The organism is Pseudoalteromonas sp. BZA4, from assembly GCF_040104395.1.
GTDB lineage: Bacteria > Pseudomonadota > Gammaproteobacteria > Enterobacterales > Alteromonadaceae > Pseudoalteromonas.
In genome coordinates this window covers 64262-87335 of the sequence record NZ_JBECOT010000013.1, presented here as the reverse complement: position 1 = coordinate 87335, position 23074 = coordinate 64262, and the positions used below count along the sequence as shown (strand labels likewise).

Annotated in this window: 19 protein-coding genes; 9 read left to right on the top strand and 10 right to left on the bottom strand. The window is 41.4% G+C overall.

Features of this window, described 5'->3' with window-relative positions; translation table 11 throughout:
- Nucleotides 1–439 precede the first annotated feature (439 nt).
- Entirely contained in the window at nucleotides 440–886 is a 447-nt protein-coding gene (locus ABMY41_RS08000; protein ID WP_289096387.1) for a hypothetical protein, read from the top strand.
- A gap of 43 nt (nucleotides 887–929) precedes the next feature.
- Here ABMY41_RS08000 and rnd read toward each other — a convergent pair whose 3' ends face one another.
- The 3 genes from rnd to ABMY41_RS07985 all read right to left on the bottom strand — a co-directional run bounded on the left by rnd (nucleotide 930) and on the right by ABMY41_RS07985 (nucleotide 4739).
- A complete protein-coding gene (rnd, locus tag ABMY41_RS07995; RefSeq protein WP_349274463.1) occupies nucleotides 930–2060 on the bottom strand; it encodes a ribonuclease D in 1131 nt (376 codons plus the stop codon).
- A gap of 48 nt (nucleotides 2061–2108) precedes the next feature.
- Nucleotides 2109–3770: a long-chain-fatty-acid--CoA ligase FadD gene (gene fadD, locus ABMY41_RS07990; protein ID WP_349274462.1), complete on the bottom strand. Its 1662-nt coding sequence runs from the start codon at nucleotides 3768–3770 to the stop codon at nucleotides 2109–2111.
- A 117-nt stretch (nucleotides 3771–3887) separates the two neighbouring features.
- Nucleotides 3888–4739 (bottom strand): alpha/beta hydrolase, encoded by an 852-nt coding sequence (locus ABMY41_RS07985; RefSeq protein WP_349274461.1) that lies wholly within the window; start codon nucleotides 4737–4739, stop codon nucleotides 3888–3890.
- Nucleotides 4740–4849: 110 nt separating this feature from the next.
- On the opposite strand from ABMY41_RS07985, the gene ABMY41_RS07980 reads away from it, so the two are divergent.
- Entirely contained in the window at nucleotides 4850–6139 is a 1290-nt protein-coding gene (locus tag ABMY41_RS07980) for an alkaline phosphatase (RefSeq protein ID WP_175081558.1), read from the top strand.
- Between the two features lie 83 nt (nucleotides 6140–6222).
- On the opposite strand, the gene ABMY41_RS07975 is transcribed toward ABMY41_RS07980, so the two are convergent.
- From ABMY41_RS07975 to ABMY41_RS07955, 5 genes are all read right to left on the bottom strand, one after another.
- Nucleotides 6223–6546 (bottom strand): hypothetical protein, encoded by a 324-nt coding sequence (locus ABMY41_RS07975; RefSeq protein ID WP_062565644.1) that lies wholly within the window; start codon nucleotides 6544–6546, stop codon nucleotides 6223–6225.
- Between the two features lie 76 nt (nucleotides 6547–6622).
- Entirely contained in the window at nucleotides 6623–7315 is a 693-nt protein-coding gene (gene tsaB, locus ABMY41_RS07970; protein WP_349274460.1) for a tRNA (adenosine(37)-N6)-threonylcarbamoyltransferase complex dimerization subunit type 1 TsaB, read from the bottom strand.
- Between the two features lie 10 nt (nucleotides 7316–7325).
- Complete coding sequence (locus tag ABMY41_RS07965) at nucleotides 7326–9242, bottom strand: ATP-dependent DNA helicase (RefSeq protein ID WP_349274459.1); 1917 nt, start codon at nucleotides 9240–9242, stop codon at nucleotides 7326–7328.
- A gap of 104 nt (nucleotides 9243–9346) precedes the next feature.
- The gene (locus ABMY41_RS07960; protein ID WP_349274458.1) at nucleotides 9347–11209 is read right to left on the bottom strand and encodes a M28 family metallopeptidase; all 1863 of its coding nucleotides are present in this window, start codon (nucleotides 11207–11209) and stop codon (nucleotides 9347–9349) included.
- 68 nt (nucleotides 11210–11277) lie between these two features.
- Nucleotides 11278–13473, bottom strand: coding sequence for a pre-peptidase C-terminal domain-containing protein (locus ABMY41_RS07955; RefSeq protein WP_287241950.1), 2196 nt, complete (start codon nucleotides 13471–13473; stop codon nucleotides 11278–11280).
- Nucleotides 13474–13906: 433 nt separating this feature from the next.
- Between ABMY41_RS07955 and ABMY41_RS07950 the strand changes: the two genes are divergently transcribed.
- Both ABMY41_RS07950 and ABMY41_RS07945 read left to right on the top strand, forming a co-directional pair.
- Entirely contained in the window at nucleotides 13907–14941 is a 1035-nt protein-coding gene (locus tag ABMY41_RS07950) for a mechanosensitive ion channel family protein (protein WP_349274464.1), read from the top strand.
- Nucleotides 14942–15167: 226 nt separating this feature from the next.
- Nucleotides 15168–16451 carry a sodium:proton antiporter gene (locus ABMY41_RS07945; protein ID WP_062565648.1) on the top strand — a complete coding sequence of 428 codons (1284 nt, stop codon included), beginning with the start codon at nucleotides 15168–15170 and terminating at the stop codon, nucleotides 16449–16451.
- Nucleotides 16452–16478: 27 nt separating this feature from the next.
- Here the strand turns inward: ABMY41_RS07945 and ABMY41_RS07940 are convergent, their stop codons facing one another.
- Together ABMY41_RS07940 and ABMY41_RS07935 are read right to left on the bottom strand one after the other, a co-directional pair.
- Nucleotides 16479–17444 carry a sensor domain-containing diguanylate cyclase gene (locus tag ABMY41_RS07940; RefSeq protein WP_349274457.1) on the bottom strand — a complete coding sequence of 322 codons (966 nt, stop codon included), beginning with the start codon at nucleotides 17442–17444 and terminating at the stop codon, nucleotides 16479–16481.
- Between the two features lie 91 nt (nucleotides 17445–17535).
- Nucleotides 17536–17769 carry a hypothetical protein gene (locus ABMY41_RS07935; protein WP_175080643.1) on the bottom strand — a complete coding sequence of 78 codons (234 nt, stop codon included), beginning with the start codon at nucleotides 17767–17769 and terminating at the stop codon, nucleotides 17536–17538.
- 344 nt (nucleotides 17770–18113) lie between these two features.
- Here ABMY41_RS07935 and hisG point away from each other — a divergent pair, with 344 nt between their 5' ends.
- Genes hisG through hisH form a run of 5 tightly spaced genes read left to right on the top strand, consistent with a single transcriptional unit; the run spans nucleotide 18114 to nucleotide 23053 of the window.
- Complete coding sequence (hisG, locus tag ABMY41_RS07930) at nucleotides 18114–19013, top strand: ATP phosphoribosyltransferase (protein ID WP_054563881.1); 900 nt, start codon at nucleotides 18114–18116, stop codon at nucleotides 19011–19013.
- Between the two features lie 6 nt (nucleotides 19014–19019).
- Nucleotides 19020–20321 carry a histidinol dehydrogenase gene (hisD, locus tag ABMY41_RS07925; RefSeq protein ID WP_252949762.1) on the top strand — a complete coding sequence of 434 codons (1302 nt, stop codon included), beginning with the start codon at nucleotides 19020–19022 and terminating at the stop codon, nucleotides 20319–20321.
- Complete coding sequence (hisC, locus tag ABMY41_RS07920) at nucleotides 20311–21408, top strand: histidinol-phosphate transaminase (protein WP_349274456.1); 1098 nt, start codon at nucleotides 20311–20313, stop codon at nucleotides 21406–21408. Before hisD ends, hisC begins: the two co-directional genes overlap by 11 nt.
- Nucleotides 21405–22466 carry a bifunctional histidinol-phosphatase/imidazoleglycerol-phosphate dehydratase HisB gene (gene hisB / locus ABMY41_RS07915; protein ID WP_349274455.1) on the top strand — a complete coding sequence of 354 codons (1062 nt, stop codon included), beginning with the start codon at nucleotides 21405–21407 and terminating at the stop codon, nucleotides 22464–22466. The genes hisC and hisB overlap by 4 nt, the downstream gene beginning before the upstream one ends.
- On the top strand, nucleotides 22463–23053 hold the full coding sequence (gene hisH / locus ABMY41_RS07910; RefSeq protein ID WP_349274454.1) for an imidazole glycerol phosphate synthase subunit HisH: 591 nt from the start codon (nucleotides 22463–22465) through the stop codon (nucleotides 23051–23053). Before hisB ends, hisH begins: the two co-directional genes overlap by 4 nt.
- Nucleotides 23054–23074: the final 21 nt, after the last annotated feature.

Below are 23074 nucleotides of genomic sequence, written 5' to 3'. Positions count from 1 at the left end.
TAACGAGGGCTTGATTATAGTGAGACCAGTTTGTGATTTTGCTCATTGTTGTTGCACGGGCTAGTAGGATATAGATGATCTGATCACAGGCTGGCAAGATAGTTCAAACTTTTAGGAAACAACGCCGCCCACAATATTCCGTTGGCTGAAACGAGTGAATATTCTCATAAAAATATGTGCAAAGAACAGCTTGGCCATTTCAATGACTCATAATCCTTAATGAAGATATATAACGTGGCTTATTCTACCAACCTATTTTACATTTATTATTATATCTTTCACCGTTCAACATCTCATTTAATTTCAACAAGCTAAATAAAACACAGCATTAAAAATTAATAATAAAACATTAAAAACAGCTTTTACTTTCATTTTTTTGGCAGATTGTTTTATCTAAGTAGCGAAGTACTATATTAAAAAAGCACCTCAAGGACTGAGAATGAAAGTATTGAATTTAAGGAAGAGTTCAGAGAAAAGCACACTTGCGTTCCTCGTGACTTTAGCCGTCTTAACATTGTCTATTCTAAAAGCGACATCCCAAAAGCATCCACTTTATGACCTGCTTTTGCTGGCTTTTATGCTTACATCGTTAGTCATTACTTTTTTGGTATTGAGCAGTAAAAATGAGCTGACTATATGTCGACACGGTATTTTTTATAGCTCAGCGTTTGGAAATGTTCATATTGAACCAAACAAAACTAAACTAATTAAACAATACTCTAAATATGGTTTTAATTGTGTGGTAATCATTGGTCATGGCTACTTTATATTCGCGCCATTTTATTATTTAACGTCGAAACAAAAACAACGATTAAAACGATATGATAATAACGTGCTGCATTGGTTAGAGGTTACGCGTAAACGCAGTAAGTTTCAGGGCTTTTAGTACGAATACAAAGCATACAAAAGCCCTTTAAAAAGTTAGTTACTTAGTTTTGCCACTCTTTAAGTACGTCTTTCACATACTCATAGCGCCATGAGTTAAACAGATCTGGCTTTGATGCAGCTTTACGCTCATCAGCATCGAGCTTCCAATTCCAGCTGATCAGCTGGTTAATCTGTTTTTTAGAGGCCAATACATCTTCAGGAATACCCTGCTCTTTTGCAGCTTTGGTAATTTTTTGTTTAATATCTTTAGCGGCTTTTTTGTATGCCGGAAAATCGATTAAACGTTTTAGTTGTGCAGGTTGTTCGCTAACAGGAACGGCTTTACCACGCTCAATACATTTTAAAATTTCTACGCCTGAACGGTTAACTTCCATTGGTTCAACACCTGGCACTCTGCGTAACGCATTTAAACTTGCAGGCTTGCGCTTAGCAATTTCAACCATGTTGTGCTCTTTTACCACGAAGTTAAGCGCGAGGTTTTTGCGCTCTGCCTTTTCACGGCGCCATGCGGCAAGTTCGCGCAATACAGCTAAGTCGTGCGGTCGTAATTGCCAAGCATTTTTAATATCTTTGTAAAGCTGCTCTGCAGGTGGTTGGTAAGCACGTTTTTGCGCGACTAACTCGCTTTCGTTGATCACAATGTCAAAAAAGCCTGCTTCATCAATTTGTTCTTTAATAATTTCAAAACAAGGCAGTAAGTGATACGTATCAGCAGCGGCATAATCTAGCTGCTTTTCTGTGAGTGGGCGCTGTAACCAGTTCGTGCGCGATTCACTTTTATCTATTTCGATATCAAGTAACTCTTTAACCATGTGGGCAAAGCCCATGCAGTTTCCATGACCTAGTATTTGTAGAGCAAATTGGGTATCAAACAGCGGTGTTGGTACAAAGCCAGCGTATTTTTGAAACACTTCAATATCTTCTGACGGTGAATGCAATACTTTTAACACCTCTGGGTTTTTAAGTACTTGCCAAAAATCAAAAAGCGACAACTCAGCCAGTGGGTCGATTAACGCTAAATGCTCACCATCGTATACTTGAATAAGTGCAACTTCAGGGTAAAGCGTACGACGACGCATAAACTCGGTATCAATTGCAAGTACCTGTTTTCCTGTTATTTTTTCTACAAAATCATTTAATTGATTTTGCGTTTCGATCAGTTGATATTGCACTTATACCCCTTTCTTTACTATAAAAAAGCCGGCTAATGCCGGCTTTAATTATTTTTCTTCGTCCTTTAAGGCTCTTCTTAGAATCTTACCAACGTTTGTTTTTGGTAGTTCATCTCTAAACTCAACGAGTTTAGGCACCTTATAGTTCGTTAAATTATCACGACAGTGCTTTATTATATCTTTTTCAGTTAAAGATTGATCTTTTTTCACAACAAAAACTTTAACTTGTTCGCCACTGACCTCATGAGGGATACCGATTGCCGCTACTTCAAGCACGCCATCGTGCATAGCAACAACTTCTTCGATCTCATTTGGGAACACGTTGAAGCCAGATACAATAATCATGTCTTTCTTACGATCAACAATATAGAAGAAACCTTCATCGTCGTAAGTTGCAATATCACCTGTTGCAAACCAACCGTCTTTTAAGCACTCGGCTGTTGCATCTGGGCGGTTATAGTAACCTTGCATAACTTGTGGGCCTTTAACCCAAAGCTCGCCTGGCTCACCTTTCGCTGCTTCTTCACCATTTTCAAGCATAAGCTTAATATCAGTGCTAGGAGCAGGTAAACCAATTGAACCGTTATAACCTTCAAGGTCGTAAGGGCTAACAGTTACAAGTGGTGCACACTCAGTTAAGCCATAACCTTCCATTAATTTGGTTTTTGTTACAGCTTGCCATTTTTCAGCAACTGGACGCTGTACCGCCATGCCACCGCCAAGTGACATTTTTAAGCTTGAGAAATCAAGTTCAGCAAAACCTGGGGTATTTAGTAAACCGTTAAATAGCGTATTTACACCCGTTACAGCAGTAAATTTGTGTTGTGCTAACTCTTTTACAAAGCCAGGCATATCACGAGGGTTTGTAATAAGTACGTTTAAACCACCGTATTTCATAAATGTTAGGCAGTTCGCAGTCAAAGCAAAGATGTGATAAAGCGGCAGTGCTGTAATAACCACTTCTTTTCCGCGATCTAAAACGTTATCTAGACAACCTGAAACTTGTTCAAGGTTACCAACCATGTTGCCATGCGATAGCATTGCACCTTTAGATACACCGGTTGTACCACCTGTGTATTGCAAAAATGCTAAGTCGTTTAAATCAACATCTGGCTTTTTATAGCTCGCTTCGTTACCAGCAAGTGTATCGGCAAATTTGGTTACATTTGGCAATGAGTAGCTAGGCACCATTTTCTTAACGTGCTTAACCACAAAGTTAACGATGTGCTTTTTAAGGCCGCCCACCATGTCACCTACTTGGGTAACCACAATGTGCTTAACGTTGGTTTTTGGTAATGCTTTTTCTAGGGTATCGGCAAAGTTAGCAAGAATGAAAATTGCTGATGACTCTGAGTCATTTAACTGATGCTCTAATTCACGCACGGTGTAAAGTGGGTTTACGTTCACCACTACACAGCCTGCACGAAGAATACCTAAAATAGTAACAGGCGTTTGCAGTAGATTCGGCATCATCACCGCTACTTTATCGCCTTTTTTCAGACCAAGATCATTTTGAATGTACGACGCAACACGTTTTGTAGCACTGTCTAACTCACTATAGGTCAACACTTTACCCATGTTGGTAAAGGCTGGAAGGTCACTATAGTCAGCAAAACTTTTTTCAAACAAGTCGAGTAGCGAGTGATAATGCTCAGGGTCGATTGTTTCAGGCATACCTTCTGGGTAGCGTTTAAGCCAGATTTTTTCCACTCTTAGCTCCTGTTTATAATTATATTTTTTAATAACCTTAATCTAACTAAGGCCGTTTCTCAATGGAGTAAATACTCTAATGGTGCAGATAATCCCACATTTGGTGCAATTATACAATTAACTTGCTTTATACTGCCCAATAAATGCATGAATGTGTTCTAAGGTTAATGCAGGACTTTGCATATGGCAATGGTGACCTCCAGGTATCTCATGAATTTTTAACTCCTTGTAATATTTACCATATGCCTCTAGGTTATCTCTAACAAAAGGATACCCCTTATCCCCTAAGATAAGCTGACATGGTGCGGTAATTAGTTTGATGGTTGCAATACATTGCGCCTCATCAAAGCGAAATCCTGAGTGATTTTTAAGCTTAGGATCGGTTGTTAAATACCACTTACCTGCTTTTTCGTAACTATTTCTTGTCATTAATAGCTCTGCTTGTGGGTATTCAAGGTCGCCACTTGCAAGCCTTGCACTAATAATGTGCGCTATTGAGTCAAATGCACGAGGGCCTTTGCTGTTTACCCGCGCTCTATTTAATATCGCTTTACGAAGTTGGCTGCTCATTTCATTACTGTTGGTTGTAACGCAGCCAATTCCCTCAATAAAGTTTACCGATGCCACCTTTTCAGGAAAGCAGCTCGCAAAAACACCAGCGACCATGGCGCCCATAGAATGGCCAACTAAATGCACTTTCGTTACATCAAGTGACTCAATAAACTTATATACATCATCAACATAATCAATAAAGTAATAGTGGGCGTCACTGCTTCGCCAATCAGATAAACCATGACCAGGAAAATCAAGGCAATACCAACGCTGGTTTAACTGCGCGTTTTGTAACATAGGTATATAACTATGTGCGTTATCAAGCCAACCATGTAAGGCAATCACAACCTCTTCGCCATGACCAAAGGTTAGGCCATGCATTGCCTGAGTGCCAGTTTGAAAAGAAAAAGGTTGCACAATTGCTCCTATTTATTAAGCGTTTCAACTTAAAGGCGTTTATTTATCGTCTGGCTAGTATACAATAATCCTCGCAGTATAAATAAGGGCACAATAAAAAGGTTACATCAATGAAATTAAAATTAAGTCTTTTAGCATTATTATGCTCAGCAGGCTCAGTAATGGCTGAATCAGCACCAAAAAACATCATTTATATGATTGGTGATGGTATGGGCCCGGCGTACACAACTGCATATCGTTACTTTAAAGATGATCCAAATACTAAAGTTGTTGACCCAACTGTTTTCGATACTATTTTGCGTGGTATGGCACATACCTACCCTGATGATCATACCTATGTAACAGACAGCGCAGCGGGTGCAACAGCTCTGAGCAGTGGTCATAAAAGTTATAATGGCGCAATTGCCGTTGATACTGATAAAAAACCAGTAAAAACTATGCTTGAAGTTGCTAAAGAGCGTGGCATGACAACAGCACTCGTAGCTACTTCGCAAATCAACCACGCTACACCAGCAAGCTTTGCTTCGCACAACGAATCACGCCGTAACTACGACGAAATTGCTAACGACTATATCGATAACAAAATCGCGGGTAAATTACCGGTTGATTTAATGCTTGGTGGCGGCACTAAATATTACGTTCGTGAAGACCGTAACCTTGTAGAAGAGTTTAAAGCGGCTGGCTATCAGTACAGCGATGACTTTGCAGCAATGAATGACTTAAAGCAAGTTCCAGCGCTTGGTTTATTCGCTGAAGTCGGTTTACCGTTTGCGCTTGACGAAAATCCAACGCGCCTTACGCAAATGACAACGAAAGCACTTGATTTACTTGATGGTCAAAACGACAAAGGTTTCTTTGTGATGATCGAAGGCAGCCAAATTGACTGGTGTGGTCATGCAAACGACATTGCATGTGCAATGGGCGAAATGGATGACTTTGCTAAATCAATTGAACAAGCAAAAGCGTATGTAGATAAAAACCCTGATACCCTGCTTGTTATCACTGCCGATCACTCAACAGGTGGCTTAACACTCGGTGCTCATGGTCAATATAAGTGGGAAACAGACGTGATTAAAGGTGTTAAAGCAACAGCTGGCACTATCACAAAAGATCTACTTGAAAGCGATGACTTAAAAGCAGTATGGCAAAAGTATTCTGATATCGAATTCACTGATGCTAACAGCATTAAGCTAAGCGAAGCTAAGAAAATGGGCGAGAAAGCACTGCTACTTGCTGTAAAAGATATTATCAATCATGCCAGCTTCACAGGTTGGACTACTGGCGGCCACACCGCTATTGATGTACAAGTGTTTGCCTATGGTAAACGTGCTGAAGATTTCTACGGTTCGCAAAACAATACTGCGATTGCCGACAAGCTGATTGATTTTATTAAGCAGTAATTTATATTGAATACTGTCCAATCATAAAAAAAGCCTAAACATATTGTTTAGGCTTTTTTTATGAATTCAGTATTAGCAATTAGCTAAGCATATACATCAACGCCAATAAGGCTTTGCACTTCGGCGCGGCGCTCTAAGTTAGCAAATTCCGTATAGGTTGAAATAGCGCGACTGGTTTTTGGGTTGCTTGGTTTATCATAAATTGTTTGCTGATAGCTTTGCGACTCAGCTTTAAATTCATCAGCAATAGCAACAGCTTGAGGGCTTGATTTAACATACTCTGTTGACGATTTTTGCTCAGCCGTTTGGTCTGATATCGCTTTAGGCTTATCAGTAACGGTATTTTTACGGCTATATTGACCGGGAATGTCACCGGTATAAAAGCCTGAGCCAATAGGTAAAGTCAAACTCGTAATTCCACATCAAACATGACTAAATTATGTGCCATAACTAACGGGCACGCAAGTCCCGTTATTCTTTAAGTTACTCTCGGCCTGGTAGCTTTTTCCAAGTCACTGTATCACGAACATATTTAGGCTGCGCATTAGCTGCAGTCACCGTTTCACCATTAGCGAATGCAGTGGCAACCGAGGCCAGCATGTACTTTGCATCAGGCAGTAAGATGTTTTCATTTAGACTTACATTTGCAATTTCTGTAACAAGTGCTGGATAAGTCTGCCAACCTGTACCCACTGCAGTTGCTGCTGTTTCAGGTAGCGTTAGCAACTCAGGTTTAATAACTTGCTCTTCATCAACAAGTAGCATTAAACCATTATTATCAGTTTTATAGTGAGCGTAATAAATCTCACCCATACGTGCATCAATGGCAGAAAACACATCGCTAGCTTGGTCTTGCTCAAACGCTTGTTGCGCCATTATCTGCAATGTTGATACGCCAACCAAAGGTAAACGTGCGGCATAAGCTAAACCTTGTGCAATCGCAACACTGATACGCACGCCCGTAAAGCTACCCGGTCCTTGACCAAAACCAATCACATCTAAATCGGTTAGTTTACATTGCGCTTTTGCGAGTAACTCATCAATTAAAGGCAAAATCTTTTGGCTGTGCTGCTGAGGGCACTCTTCAAAATGATGAAATGTTTGCCCTTGATAATGTAGCACCAGCGATAAAGCTTCAGTTGATGCATCTAAGGCAAGAATATTGTGTTTAATCATCTAAGTTACTCTAATTGATCTGTTCTAAAAACGCGTTTGCCATTGCTAAGTCGCGCGTGCGGCGCATGGGTGGCAAACTTTTTAAAAATACTTGGCCGTAATGGCGTGTTACTAGGCGGTTATCGCAAATAACCAACACACCTTTATCTTTACTATCGCGAATAAGTCGCCCTACCCCTTGCTTTAATGCAATGACCGCTTGAGGTAATTGAATATGCGCAAATGGGTCTTTACCTTGCAGCTGGCAATCTTGCATTTTTGCTTGCAATAATGGGTCATCTGGTGCGGCAAACGGCAATTTGTCAATGATAACACAACTTAATGTACTGCCTCTAACATCTACGCCTTCCCAAAATGAGGCTGTGCCGAGTAAAACGGCATTACCGTGACGGGTAAACTTCTCAAGGATAATACGTTTAGACATTTGCCCTTGCATATAAACCGGATAATCCATTTGTGTAGTTAACCCTTCCGCCACTAAATGCATCATACGATAACTTGTAAATAGCACAAAGCAGCGACCTTTTGCTGATTTAATCAACTCAAGGGTCAGCTTGATAATTGCGTGGGGCATATTATTCGCATGTGACTCAGGCAAGTAGCGCGGTAAGCAAAGTAGTGCTTGTTGTTGATAATCAAACGGACTTTCAACAATCATGCTTTGCGTTGGTTTTAAGCCAAGGCTAGCGTTAAAGTGCGCTAAGTCGTTATCGACCGATAAAGTCGCCGATGTAAACACAAAACCTGCCCCAGTGTCTTTCATCATTTGTGCGAATTTAGCCGATACATTAAGTGGTGTAATGTTTACCGTTAGGTATCGGCGAGTGGTTTCGTACCAATAACTATAGCCCGTTTGTGCGGTATCAAATACCCGCTCTAACTGACCTTTAAAGGCCAGTGTACGCTCAAACGGATGCTCTATTTTTTCGCTACGGTCTAAGCATAACTTTAAAACTTGGTATAAAAAGTCGAGGTCACTAATGGCCCGGTGCAGTGCTGCACAAATCTCTTTATCGGCCAGTTTTTCACGCCAGTCACCACGGCTACCATCAACCCCAAACTGTAAGCGTAAATCTGCCACGCTGGTTTCTAACTTGTTGAGGGTTTTACCTAATTGCAGCATATCCGGGATATCTGCACGGTATATCGCACGTAAGTCATTAATTAAATCCACCAGCTTTTTAGTGCTAACACTTTCACCAAAATAGTCACTGGCAATTTCACTAAGCTGATGCGCCTCATCAAAAATGTAGGCGTCAGCAGTGGGCATTAGTTCAGCGAAACCTGTGTCTTTCACGGCCATATCAGCAAAAAACAAATGATGGTTGATCACCACCACATCTGCTTCCATGGCATTTAAGCGGGCTTTGCGAATATAACAGTCTTGAAAATCGGGGCACTCTTTACCCAAACAGTTATCTGCGGTTGAGCTAACATAAGGCAGTACCTTGGCGTCTTCTTCTATGCCGATACAATCTGCCAAATCGCCCGAACGGGTTTCACTTGCAAACTTTGCTACCATCGCTAGTTGATGCATTACATCAGGATCATCTGTTGGCACATGCGCAACATGCTGACTTAAACGATAGGTACACAAATAATTCGCGCGGCCTTTTAAAAGGGCGACTTTTTTAGTGGCGCTCAGTGCTTTGACTAAATTGGGTAAATCACGGTGAAACAACTGCTCTTGTAGTGCTTTTGAACCCGTAGAGATGATGGTTTTGCCTTTTGATTTTAACGCAGGCGCTAAGTAAGCATAGGTTTTACCCGTGCCTGTGCCCGCCTCAACCACTAATTGGTGACGTTTTTTTAAGGCATAATCAACCGCAACAGCCATGTCAATTTGTGGCTGCCGAGGAGTATATCCATCAAGAGAAAGTGCAAGGGGGCCAGTGGCACTGAAAAGTTGTTTGATAAACTTCGCCAATAGATTAAAAGTGATGGGCAGATTTTACGTAACTGACTTGCCAAGGGCAAGACTAAATGAGGAAGCGTTGCTTCCTCATGGTTAAAAGTATGATTGCATTTAAATCATTGTCCTTGAATCGTTAATGTCACGCCTGATGCAGCTCGGTAACCCTGTAAATCTATGTACCAAGTTCCACTTTGTGGGTTATCAAATTGACAACTTTCTTCGTTACCATTTTTGTAAGGCCGACATAGATAATTTGAACTTGTTGACGCTGAGCCATAGTTAACATACAAATCTGCATCGCCACTACCGCCAGTAATCGTCATCGTTAAATTACTAAGGCCTGCTGGTATTTGTTGAGTAAAGCGCTGCCAACTACCGGTAGCGACACTCACGTTTGGCTCAGTTCGGTCAACGTTGTCGCCGCCACCTGAGGTGCTATAACTTCCCGTGAGTGACACATTCGAAATCTCATTCCACGCTTCAACCATGACATGATACGTGCCAGTTTGAACTGACGACATCACACAACTTTCATTACTTGTAGAGGTTGTGCTTTTACAATCAAAGTCTTGTAAGGTCGGCTTACTGCCAAATTTAACGTATAAATCGGCATCACCGGAGCCCCCCTCAGTTACAAACTCAAGGTTACTGCTCATTGCGGGTACATCAAGTGTAAAGAATAACTGATCTTTTGCTGCGCCCGCCAAACCCGTTTTAGCTACGCCATTTTCAAGCTGATTAGTCGGCTCAGTTACCACATCACCAGCGTTCTTTGCCATTTCAGCAACATAGCTCACTGCCAATTTTGCAAATTTACTGGCGTGAACCGCATCAAATTGGGCATCATTTGATGTGTGGATCAATGGGTTAATATCACTCATTGTTGATTCAAATGGCATTGAGGCGGCAAACCCTTGTTGATACCAAGAGGCATGATCTGAGCAGCCATAACCACATTGATCAAAGCCATAGCTCACTGTGGGCTGGTAAGCATCGAGCAACTGCGATAAATACTGATTTTGCGATGAGTTAGTGTAGTCGGTCATCATCACAATATCTGTGCTGCTGCCGTTATTGCCAGTCATATCAAACTGCACCATACCTACAACATTCTTACCCTGAGTTTTATAACTTTGAGCAATATCTTTTGAGCCCCTAAGGCCTACTTCTTCAGCGGCAAATCCCATAATTTGAATGGTTCGCTGAGGTTGGTAGTTATTTTCTACAATTGCTTTGAGGGTTTGTGTGAGCACTGCAATACCAGAGGCATTATCATCTGCACCAGGAGCACGACCATTACTTGGATTAGACTGATTGATTGAGTCTAAATGACCACCAATAATGACGATTTCATCTGCTTTTTCTGCACCAGGAATGGTCACAATAACTGATGATTGCGAAAAACTATGGTTAAAATACTCAACGCTTATATCACTGCGGCTACTGGCTATTTGCTGCCAATGGCTCTTTAACCAATCAGCTGCATCAACACCACTTTGCACTGAATAATATCGGTTATGAAAGTTCATCATGCTATTAACCGTATCGCTCAGTTCGCTACTATCAATCGATGATATTAGTGCGTTAACTGTCGTGGCATTATCAATACTGTAGTTTACTAGGCTCGCATTCATAGCTGTCTGAGCTACAGCATTTAATTGCTGAGTATAGAGCTCGGCATCTGCTAATGAGTCATGGGCTACAAAACCACCGCAGCGATGATAGTTATCGTGCATAAACTCACTTAAACCAGCGATATCCTGCTTGTTAACGCGCATAAAATTAACTTGATTCAAAGCCGATTTTTGCATCGCAAAATTACTGCTTTGTTTACGTTTACTCACTGTATCTTGTTGAAAGTGCTCTGCAGCAAGGGCATCAATGGTGACCCAAATTGTTTCGTCTTGCGCTGCATAACTTACTTGGCTCAGTGATAGCGTGGCAAAACCCACGAGGCACTGCGTTAGACGGGTTGTCATAATCAATCCTTTTATGATGTGTATTTTAATAAAATAAAAAAGGGAGCCGAAGCTCCCTAAAAGGGTGGCTAGTTAGCCGAAATGGTGAGTGTTACACCACTTGCAGCGCGATAGCCGCGAAGGTCGATATACCAAGTACCCGCTTGTGGGTTTGTAAATGTGCAAGTTTCGTTATTGCCGTTTTTATAAGGACGGCAGTCATAGCTAGATGTTGTCGATTGTGAACCAAAGTTCACATACAAGTCAGCATCACCAGAGCCACCAGAAATAGTCACATCAAGTGATGAATAACCCGCATCTAGCTCTTGCGTGAAACGAGTCCAGCTATTTGTGCCAACACTTAAGTTAGACTCAGTACGGTTTATTGGTGTTACACCACCACCGCTGCCCGAATCAAAGCTACCTGTAAGTGATACACCAGATATTTGATTCCACGCTTCTACCATTACGTAGTAAGTACCCGCTTGTACATTACTGATAGCGCAGCTTTCTGTGCTAGTAGATGAAGTACTTTTACAATCAAAGTTGCTCAGTGTTGGTTTTGCGCCATACATAACGTAAAGGTCTGCATCACCACTTCCACCTGTTGTATTGAATTGTAAATTCGTTGCGTCTGCTGGTACTTCAAGAGTAAAGAACATTTGATCTTTCGCTGCACCACTGATCCCTGTGCGAGCAACACCATTAGTTAGCTCTTCATCACCGCCCGGAGGTGGCTCAGTCGTGCCACAGCTACTACCCGCACTTAAGCTTGAAGTCACACCAACCGCCGCAAGAGCCGCTTGAACATCGGCTGGGTCATAGCTTAAATCACAGGCTGCATCCATCACGCCGTTACCTGCTAAATCCCAATTTGTGCTGGCAGTCCAGTAAAGTTGGTTAGCGCGCGCCATCACAACAAACGCCTTTTGCGTATCCCAGCCAGGTGTGGTTGCAAGGTTATAAAATGCCTTGTTGAATACACCTGAGCTGTAGTGCACATCCATACCAGAGTAGTAATTGTTTTGATGGTCAATCGAGCTGCCATCTTGGGTTGGGTTATTCATGTAACGTAGTGCACCGTTACCTTTGAAGATTTCCTGACCCACTAACCAATCGTTTGAGCCTTTCATATAAAACTCAGCCGCTTCACCTGCCATATCTGAGAACGCTTCGTTCAAACCACCTGATTTACCAGAATAAACGAGGCCTGAGTTTTGTTCGGTAAAACCATGGCTTACTTCATGCGCTGATACGTCAAGACTTACCAGAGGATAGAAGGTATTTTGACCATCACCAAAGGTCATAGCACTACCATCCCAAAACGCATTTTCGTAATTACTGCCGTAATGAACACGCATTTTTAATTGGAAAGTTAATGGTGCAGTGCCGACCCAATCGTTATACATATTAAAAATTACGTTACCGAAATAATGCGCATCATTTAAAGGCGAGTACGCACCGTTAATTTCTTTAAAAGTATTTTCAGGACATGTAAACGAATACGCTGTTGAACCACTTGTACTACCATTTAAGTTAATAGTTCTTACATTGGCGTTATTCATAGTACAAGTATTGCTAGACTGAGTAACATCTAGGCTGTCAAAATCAGTACCATAAATGTACTTACCCGTTTTTAAGTTACCACCAGGGCCTGTTGCACTAGCATGTTGTAAGTTATCGAAACTAAATAAAACTTCACCGCTGTTGGCATCAATAATCTGATACGGACGAGATGGGTTGTCGCCATACGTCACATAAGATACTTCATACACTAGGTGTGCAACACTGTCTTCATCTAGCCAAATAGCTAAACGTGATTGTTCATTATGCTTTTTTAAACCAACTGATTTAATTGCAGCCGGTGAATTAGCAAGGCCTTTTGCCATTGCTTTTTTCTTGTTTAGTGCCGGAGACACTGAGTCGATGTCGGCGGCGATATCATACACCGCTGCACCATGTGCACGTTTTAATTGACCATTATCATCAAATGTTAGGCTAACCGTATCGCCGATAACTGGTAGACCTTGATACATTTGTTGATAACGACGCGTAGTGTTGCCGTTACTGGTTTTGATTTCTTTTAATACAACTAAATCATTCCCTGCACCTAAACCAACTAACTGATTTGGATTTGCACTCAATACTGATGATGCATTGGTTTGCAAAGCTTGGTTAATCCCTGTTTGTTCGTTTAGGTATTTCTTGTTCGCAGCTACTGCACTTGTTGCTTGAGTCAAAGCAAAAGCAGCAAGAGTTGCTAATGTGATTTTAGATAAATTCACGTTTACGCTCCGTTAGATTGTTATGTATTTAATATTTTCCTAGTAACCGGACTGCACTGTTCCCGATTAATAACCAGCCTAGATTGAATGGAGCGAAATTAAAAATGAAACAAAAAATTTACAAATAAAGTATTAGCTCTAAATTAAAAGTTCCTAAATAACAGTAGGATACCAAATTTAAAGTTTATTAATTGTTAACAGATTGACTTGGAGTGTAAATTTATTGATACAAAATAATAACATTTATTAAACATTTGTACCTTTTATTTGTTTTTATTTTGCTCACCTTATTATTTGTGATTCACAGCTAAAAGGATTAGATATCCATAAAAAAGTCTGGGTACATAACTTGCAGCAATGGCAAGTATCTAGGGTTTAAGGACTAAGCAGGATTACTGAACTAATACAAAACGAATGGCTAAATGAGCCATGGCTGGTCGTCATTGGTGGTACTGTACTAGCCGCCACAACCTTGTTTTTATTAAAGTTTATAATCATCTATTGCTTAAAGAAATGGACCCAACGAACCGACTTTGTGTTCGACTCATTACTGGTTGACTCACTGTCTACACCATTGACCTTGTGCACAATGATGGTGCTTGTGATCATTTTTGGTCAGTTATTAAACACCACCGGCTTTATGGCTGAGCACCCCTTACCTATTGCGGCCACTGCTAAAGCCATTTGTATTTTTGCCTTAGTGTTATTTTTAGATCATTTCTTATTTGGTACCGTTGATTATTACAGTGCCCGCTCAGTAGTTGTTTCGAATAGTCATAGCATCATTAAAGGCTTGATCCGCTGCGCAATTGTATGTGTTGGTTTATTGGTGTTATTAGGTACGTTAGGCATATCAATCACTCCGATTATTGCCTCTTTGGGCATTACCTCTCTTGCCGTCGCTTTGGCTTTACAACCGACACTCGAAAACTTCTTTTCTGGCGTTCAGTTGGTGATTGATAAACCTATTCGGGTCGGCGACTTTATAGAGCTTGAAAGTGGCGATCAAGGCTTTGTTGAGAAAATCGGTTGGCGCTCAACCTGGGTAAAAATGTTGCCAAATAACATGATAGTCATCCCCAATAGTCAGCTGTCTAAATCGCGCATCATTAACTATTTTTACCCAGAAAAAGAGCTCAGCGTCCCCGTTGAAGTGGGAGTGCATTATAGCTCAGACCTTGAAAAAGTTGAGCAGGTTACGTTGGATGTTGCTAGGCAGATATTAAAAAGCCATGAATGGGGCGTCGATGATTACGAAACTTTTGTGGTCTTTCATACATTCGATCAATCAAGCATCAATTTTACGGTGATGTTAAGAGCAAAAGAGTACTTTAACCGCTTTTGGGTGAAATCTGCTTTTATCAAAGCATTACATCAACGTTACGCAGAAGAAGGAATTGTGATCCCTTATCCAATTAGGGCAATTAATACCAGCCAAGAATCAGCTCAATTTAAACAGGCTGATTGACCTAACTGAACTTATCATAATTACGCTTTTTTCAGGTTTATTTTTGTCTCTTTTAAGACATTATTAACAGCGATTATACATATGCAATCAGCGCCTTGAATTTTTACTCTAAAATGTCATAAAAATCGCATAAACACTGTGACATACCTATTTTAGAGGCGTACTATATGCGGCCAGAAAGTGACTGCTTTCTGCGTCTTGTTATACAAATATTTAAGGTCAAACAATGAATGCTTGGTACCTCATTTGTTTTCTTTCAGCATTAGCTATTTTTATTGCTTTTGCTAACCAATTCATCCTCAAAATGCAAACTACGATTGCTATAACAACTGGCTCTGTTGTTATTTCTTTACTACTTATTCTTGCCGTTAAAATGCTTGGCGATACTACCGCCCTCGAAATGACCCAAATTGTTTCTAGTATCAACTTTAATCAGTTGCTATTAAAAGGCATGCTCGGCTTTTTGCTATTCGCAGGTGCGCTGGAAATCAACTTAGCAGCCCTTCGTAAGCAACGGTGGGAAATTACCGCATTAGTATTATTTTCAACCATTACCTCAACGGTCATTGTTGGTTACTTAAGCTATTATCTGTTTGCTTTTGTAGGCTGGCCAGTACCGTTTATTTACTGCTTGTTGTTTGGTGCTTTAATCAGCCCAACCGACCCGATTGCAGTGTTAGCCATTATTAAACAAATGCGAGCCCCAGAAGGTATTTCTGTGCAAGTTGAAGGTGAGTCTTTGTTTAATGATGGTATTGGTTTGGTGATTTTCACAACGATATTTTCAGTGGCCTTTTATGGCACCGAAGCCACCTTTACTGACGTTGCTGAATTGTTCTTAGTTGATGCAATTGGCGGTATCGTGTTTGGTCTCGTGATTGCGTTAGTCGGGCATTTTTTAATTATTAATAGCCGCGATGTGAACATTCGTTTGCTACTAACCTTGACCATTCCAACAGCCGGCTTTGCAGCTGCGAATATTTGGGAGATCTCAGGTGCACTTGCTATGGTCACCAGTGGTATTTTACTAGGCAATATTACTCGTTCAAAAGCAACAGAGCGTACTGGGCCTGAAGATACTCGCTACGTTAAAGACTTTTGGCATGCCACCGATAGCTTTTTAAATGCATTGCTGTTTTTGATTATCGGTATGCTCATCGTCACTATGCCTATTACCCTTGAAGAAATTGGCTTAGGTTTACTGATGGTACCTGTGGTGTTGCTAGCTCGTTTTATAAGTGTAGGTGCGCCATTTGTGTTCTTTAAAAAGTATCGCCAATACGATAAGCACTCAGTGAAAATACTCACTTGGGGTGGCTTACGGGGTGGTTTAGCACTGGCAATGGCAGCTGCTATCCCACGCGATCAAGTGATGATTGCAGGCTCTGACCTTCACAACCTAATTGTAATTGTGACCTACGTAGTTGTGATCTTTTCGATTATCGTACAAGGTTTAACAATTTCGCCGTTGATCCAAAGTAGTATTCAATCGGCAGAAGCGAAAAATTAAGCACTGCTTTTTACTTTAAAGGCTCGATTATCGAGCCTTTTTTTGTGCTTTATCGGCATACATTCGCGCGTCTGCAACAGCGAGTAACTTCGTCAGTGAACAAGGTTGCTGATCAGAAAAATCGGCAAAACCATAAGAAAAGCCAAGTTCAACTTGATTATTAAAGCTATTAGGTAAGTCACTGAATGATAACAACAAGCGCTGCATTATAGTATCGCATTCGCTGCTATTTAAATCTGTAAATAAAATCACAAACTCATCACCGCTCAAACGTGCATATAAATCCGCTTTGCGACAACAGTTCTCTAGTAATCCTGCAAAATCTTTCAGTACTCTATCGCCAGCGGCATGACCAAATTTATCGTTAATTGTTTTAAAGTTATCTAAATCAATAAACACTAATTTTGCTTTTAAGTGCTGGCGAATACATAAATCAAGGTAATGCTCTGCAGTGCCAATAAAGCCTCGACGATTAGGCAGTAAGGTAAGCTCATCGGTAGTCGCTAATTGCATGATTGCAAACTCTCGCTCGACGATTGCTGCAAAGTCTTGTAAGGCTTTAATTTCTTGTTTGTTAAAACTGCGTGGTTGATGATCGATAAGGCACAAAGTGCCAATTCTATTTCCTGATTTAAGTGTAATTGGGCAACCCGCATAAAAGCGAATATTTGGGTCTCCCATTACCAGTGGGTTATCTGCAAAGCGCTTATCGTTTAAGGCATTTTCAACCACTAGGGGATCTTTGTATAAAATTGCATGGGCGCAAAATGAAATATCTCTTGCGGTCTCTGTCACATCTAGCCCCACACATGACTTAAACCACTGTCTATGCTCGTCAATTAAGCTAATAACACAAATGGGTACAGAGAAAAATTGTTGGGCAAGGCGAGTTATTCGGTCAAAGGCAGGCTCACTTTGAGAGTCTAAAACATTCAACGAACGAAGCTCTTCAAGTCTAGCTTGCTCGTTTAATGGTAATAAAGGTCGTTCCATTGAATTGCCTTGTAAGTAACAACACAAGTGTCTCTTAACGTTAGCAGAAAAAACCACTCAGTTGCATAAAAACAAATTCTTATATGGAGTATTAAGCCCATGTATCTAGGTGTTTATTACCCTCTTCATCTTCTTCTATGGCACTTTTGTTGCCTTTATCTTCTTTTTTTGAGGCTTTTTTGCGGCGTTCTATTTCACGCTTTTGGCGCTTTTCGAGCTCAATTCGCTGCACGTTCGCATCTTTTACGCCCGCAATATGGAACGCACCTTTACTTTCCAACTGTAAGCGCGTAATTCGACCTAAAAAGGGGATCATGATATCCATTTGTACCTCCTATCTATCCATTTATTATCGGCAGTTATAGCATATACTTTAATTTCGCAAAAAAATGCTTGCCAAAGATTAGCAAAGCATGTTTATCTATATACGTAACTTATTTAAACAGATTTACGCACTGGTTTATACAAACGAGTGCAATACAGGAAAAATTATGCGCTTCAATCTGACAACTATCCATCATCACCATCATTCACCGGAATAGCCTGTCAGGTTTTTCGCTGAGAGGTTATTCCTAAAAGGAACCTCTGGCGAGCAATCAACCAAATTATTTATTTTCGCCCTGAGGTTCCCTCGGGGTTTTTAGTTTTTGAATTAAAGGAAAATGAATAATGAGCAATACCAACCGTTTACGAATCGCCATCCAAAAAGGCGGCCGCTTATCAAAAGACTGCCAAGAGTTACTAAAGCAACTTGGTGTTAAATTAAATCTTCGTGAACAACGTTTAATCGCACACTCTACCAACATGCCAATTGACGTACTTCGTGTACGCGATGACGATATTCCGGGCCTAGTAATGGACGGTGTGTGTGACCTAGGTATCGTTGGTGAAAACGTACTTGTTGAAGTTCAAGCCGAACGCGAACGCCAAGGCGTGGCATTCGAAGTAAACAAACTTTCTAAACTTGATTTTGGTTACTGCCGCCTAGCACTTGCATGGCCACAAGAACTTGGCCCACAAGATAAAAGCTGGTTTGAAGGTAAACGCATTGCCACTACCTACCCAGAAATCTTAAGCCAGTACCTAAAACGTGAAGGCATTAATGCAAGCACAGTCATGTTAACGGGCTCTGTTGAAGTTGCTCCGCGTGCTGGTTTAGCTGATGCAATTTGTGACCTAGTGTCTACCGGTGCAACCTTAGAAGCTAATGGCTTAATGCAAGGCGACACCATCTTAGAATCAAATGCATGTTTAATTCAAAACAAAGACCTTACTGATCAAAGCAAACTTGATTTAATCAACACGTTAATGCCGCGTTTACGTGGTGTGCGCCAAGCAAAAGAAAGTAAATACATCATGCTACACGCACCAAAAGCAAAGCTTGATGAAGTATGCGACTTACTACCTGGCACAGGCCAACCGACTTTACTATCGCTTGCTGGTAGCGACGATTATGTAGCACTACACATGGTTAGCAGCGAAACCCTTTTCTGGGAAACAATGGAACAGTTAAAAGCACTGGGTGCCAACTCAATTCTTGTTATGCCAATTGAAAAAATGATGGAGTAATTATCCATGTTTCGCTGGAATGAGGAAAATCAACAAGCACAGCAGGCGGTACTTACCCGCCCTGCTGTTACTGCAAGTAAAGAGGTTGAAGCAATTTGCATCGACATCTTAAATGCGGTTAAAACTGAGGGTGACGCAGCGTTATTAAAAATGGCAAAAGAGTTTGATAAGCGCGAAACACCTCGCTTATTAGTGCCAATTGAAGAAATAAACCAAGCTGAGCAGTTATTATCAAACGAATTAAAAGCCGCCATCGAAACGGCCTATGCCAATGTAAAACGTTTTCACCAAGCACAATTACCAAAAGACATTAAGTTAACAACGCAACCTGGCGTATTGTGTGAACTTAAATATCAAGCCATTGAAGCGGTAGGTATTTACGTGCCAGGTGGCAGTGCGCCTTTGCCATCGTCAGTGATCATGCAAGGGGTACTTGCACAGTTAAGTGGTGCACAAACCGTTGTGCTTACTACACCTGTAAAAGCCGATGAAACTATCAACCCTGCCATTTTATATGCGGCAAAACTATGTGGTATTAAAACCATTGTAGAAAGTGGCGGCGCCGGAGCGATTGCAGCAATGGCATACGGTACAGAATCAGTGCCTAAAGTGAACAAGATTTTTGGCCCGGGAAATAGCTTTGTCACCATGGCAAAACAACTTGTTGCGCAAACTATTCCGGGCATGGCGATTGATATGCCAGCGGGCCCTTCTGAAGTGCTAGTAATTGCTGATGAGCGTGCAAACCCTGAATTTATTGCGGCAGATTTATTGTCGCAAGCAGAGCACGGCGCTGATTCGCAAGTTATTTTACTATGTAACAGCGAACGCATTATTGAAAAAACACAGCAAGCATTAACAGAGCAGCTAGCAAAGTTAAGTCGTAAAGACACCGCCGAGCAAGCCCTTGCTAATTCAAGCTTGATATTAGTGGACACGGTTGAGCAAGCTTTTGCGGTGTCTGCTGAATATGGCCCTGAGCACCTTATTCTTCAGCTTGCTGATGCGCAGCCTTATTTAAGCTTAGTGAAAAATGCCGGCTCAGTATTTGTAGGTGATTACACCCCGGAGTCTGCCGGTGACTATGCATCGGGTACTAACCACGTACTACCAACGTATGGTTACAGCGCGACCTATTCGAGCTTAAACTTACTGGACTTCTTTAGAACTTACACAGTGCAAACCATCAGCAAAAATGGCTTACGTGAATTATCTAAAGCAATTTTACCTTTAGCTGCAGCAGAGGGGCTTGATGCTCACGCTAATGCTGTTTCGATTCGTCTTGAGGCTATGAACAATGAGCGATAATTCAAAAATAACGACACTGTTGCCAGATAACATCGCAGCGCTTACAGCCTATAGTTCGGCGAAAAGTGAAAAGCTGACAGGCACAACCTGGTTAAATGCCAATGAAAGCCCTTATTCACGTACGCCAAATATCAATTTAGCTGATTTAAATCGCTACCCAGATCCGCAGCCTCAGCAAGTGATCAATCGTTACGCTTGCTATGCTAATTTAGAGCCAGAGCAAGTACTGATGACTCGTGGCGCTGACGAAGGTATTGAACTATTAGTACGTACTTTTTGTAGCCCTGCTAAAGATAGCATTGCACTCTTTTTGCCAACTTACGGCATGTACAAAGTGACAGCTGATACCCACAACATTGCGATTAACGGTTTAACTCAAGAGCTGTTATTAAAAGGCACGGTTGATGAGGTTGTCACTGCAGTTGCTGATTCAAAGCTGTTGTTTATTTGTAACCCAAATAACCCTACCGGCAGCATGACAAGCCTAGACAAAATCAGAAAAATCACCCAACAACTTGCGGGTAAAGCGATTGTAGTGGTGGATGAAGCTTATATAGAATTTTGCCCAGAACAAACAGCGGCAAGCTTGATCAACGAGTTTAGTAACCTTGTGGTACTAAGAACCTTATCAAAAGCATTTGCACTTGCGGGTTTAAGAACAGGCTTCACATTAGCCAACAGCGAGCTACTTGCGCCTATTCGTAAAGTGATTGCGCCATACCCTGTATCAACGGTGGTGGCGAGCATTGCCGCAGATGCATTAAGTAGTGACAACATCGCTTCAATGCGCCGTCAGGTGACTATTCTAAATTGCTTAAAAGGCAAACTGAAAAGCTGGCTTGAGCAATCACCTGCTGTTATCAAAGTACTGAGCGGTGAAGGTAACTTCGTCACCTTAAAACTAAAAGACAAACAATCATTTAATATCGCACTTGAGCAAGGACTCGTGATGCGTGCCTTCACCTTGTATGGCGAAAATGATTGGTTACGAATTTCTATCGGTAACGAGCAAGAACTAGAACAAGTAAAAATTTGGTTAGATGGTTTATCACTGACCAGCAATACAGTAGAACAGGAATTATCATGAGCAACCCGTATTTATTTATTGACCGCGATGGCACGATTATCGAAGAGCCTATCACCGACAAACAGGTTGATAGCCTAGAAAAATTAGTGTTCTTGCCGAATGTGATCCCTGCTCTATTACAACTTCAAGCGGCAGGTTACCGCCTTGTTATGGTATCTAATCAAGATGGTTTAGGTACTGATAGCTTTCCGACGGCTGATTTTGATATTGCTCAAGACAAGATGATGGATATCTTAAACAGCCAAGGGATTAAATTTGATGACGTTCTGATTTGCCCTCACTTTGATGAACAAAATTGTGACTGCCGTAAACCAAAAACTGGTTTACTTACTGAGCTGATGCGCTCAGGTAAAGTCGATTTAGCACGCTCATTTGTGATTGGCGACCGCCAAACTGATATTGGACTTGCCAATAACTTATGCTGCGAAGGTATTTTGTATGATGGCAGTTGGGATGCCATTGTCACTAAGCTGACAACCGCGAACCGTGAAGGCCGTGTCACTCGTAATACCAAAGAAACACAAATCGATGTACGAGTTAATTTAGACCAAACAAAAAATGGCGAAATTAGCACTGGCCTTGGCTTTTTCGACCACATGCTTGACCAAATTCGTACACACGCCAATATCGGACTTAATATTCAAGCCACTGGTGACTTACACATTGATGAGCACCACCTAGTTGAAGATATCGGCATTGCACTTGGCCTTGCCCTTAAACAAGCGCTAGGTACAAAAACGCAAATTGGTCGCTATGGTTTTGCACTCCCTATGGATGAATGCAAAGCAGAAGCGCAAATTGACTTATCTGGCCGTGCCTCGTTTGTATTAAATGCTGATTTTAGCCGTGAAAAAGTCGGCGACTTAGACGTACAAATGGTTGAGCACTTCTTTAAAAGCTTAAGTGATAATGCCGCCATGAGCCTTATTTTGTCGGTTAGCAATGGTAATTGTCACCACCAAGTTGAAGGCCTTTTTAAAGCGTTTGCAAGAGCACTTCGCGCTGCGATTGCAAAAGATGCTTCGCAACAAACAGCAAGCTCTAAGGGGTGTTTATGATTGCCATAATTAATACCGGTTGCGCCAACATTAACTCTGTTCGTTTTGCCTTTGAACGCTTAGGGAAAACGCCTGAGGTTATCACCTCACCTGAGCAACTAAAAGGCTTTGAACGTGCCATTTTACCCGGCGTAGGTCATGCTTCTGTTGCCATGAAACGCTTAAAAGACGGTGGTTGGCAGCAAGCAATTGATGAATATCAGCGTCCGTTGATGGGCATTTGTTTAGGCATGCAATTACTTTGCGACAGCACTGAAGAAGGCAATGTTGAGTGCCTTGGCAAAATTCCAGGTATTGTTAAGCACTTAGATGTAGGTGAATTAACTTCACCGCACATGGGCTGGAACGACCTAAGCGTATTAAAAGAGCATGCCCTCACCAAAGGGTTATCGGCGCAAGATCAAGTGTACTTTGTGCATAGCTTTGCTCACACAGTGAACGATGCCACCCTCGTTAGTGGTGAATACGGACAAGCTTTTTCAGCAATTGTTGCTAAAGATAACTACGCAGGCATGCAGTTCCACCCAGAGCGAAGCGCCAAAGTAGGCACCCGACTTTTACAAAACTTTTTAGATTGGCAGCTGTAAGCGCAGCAAAAAAATAAGAGA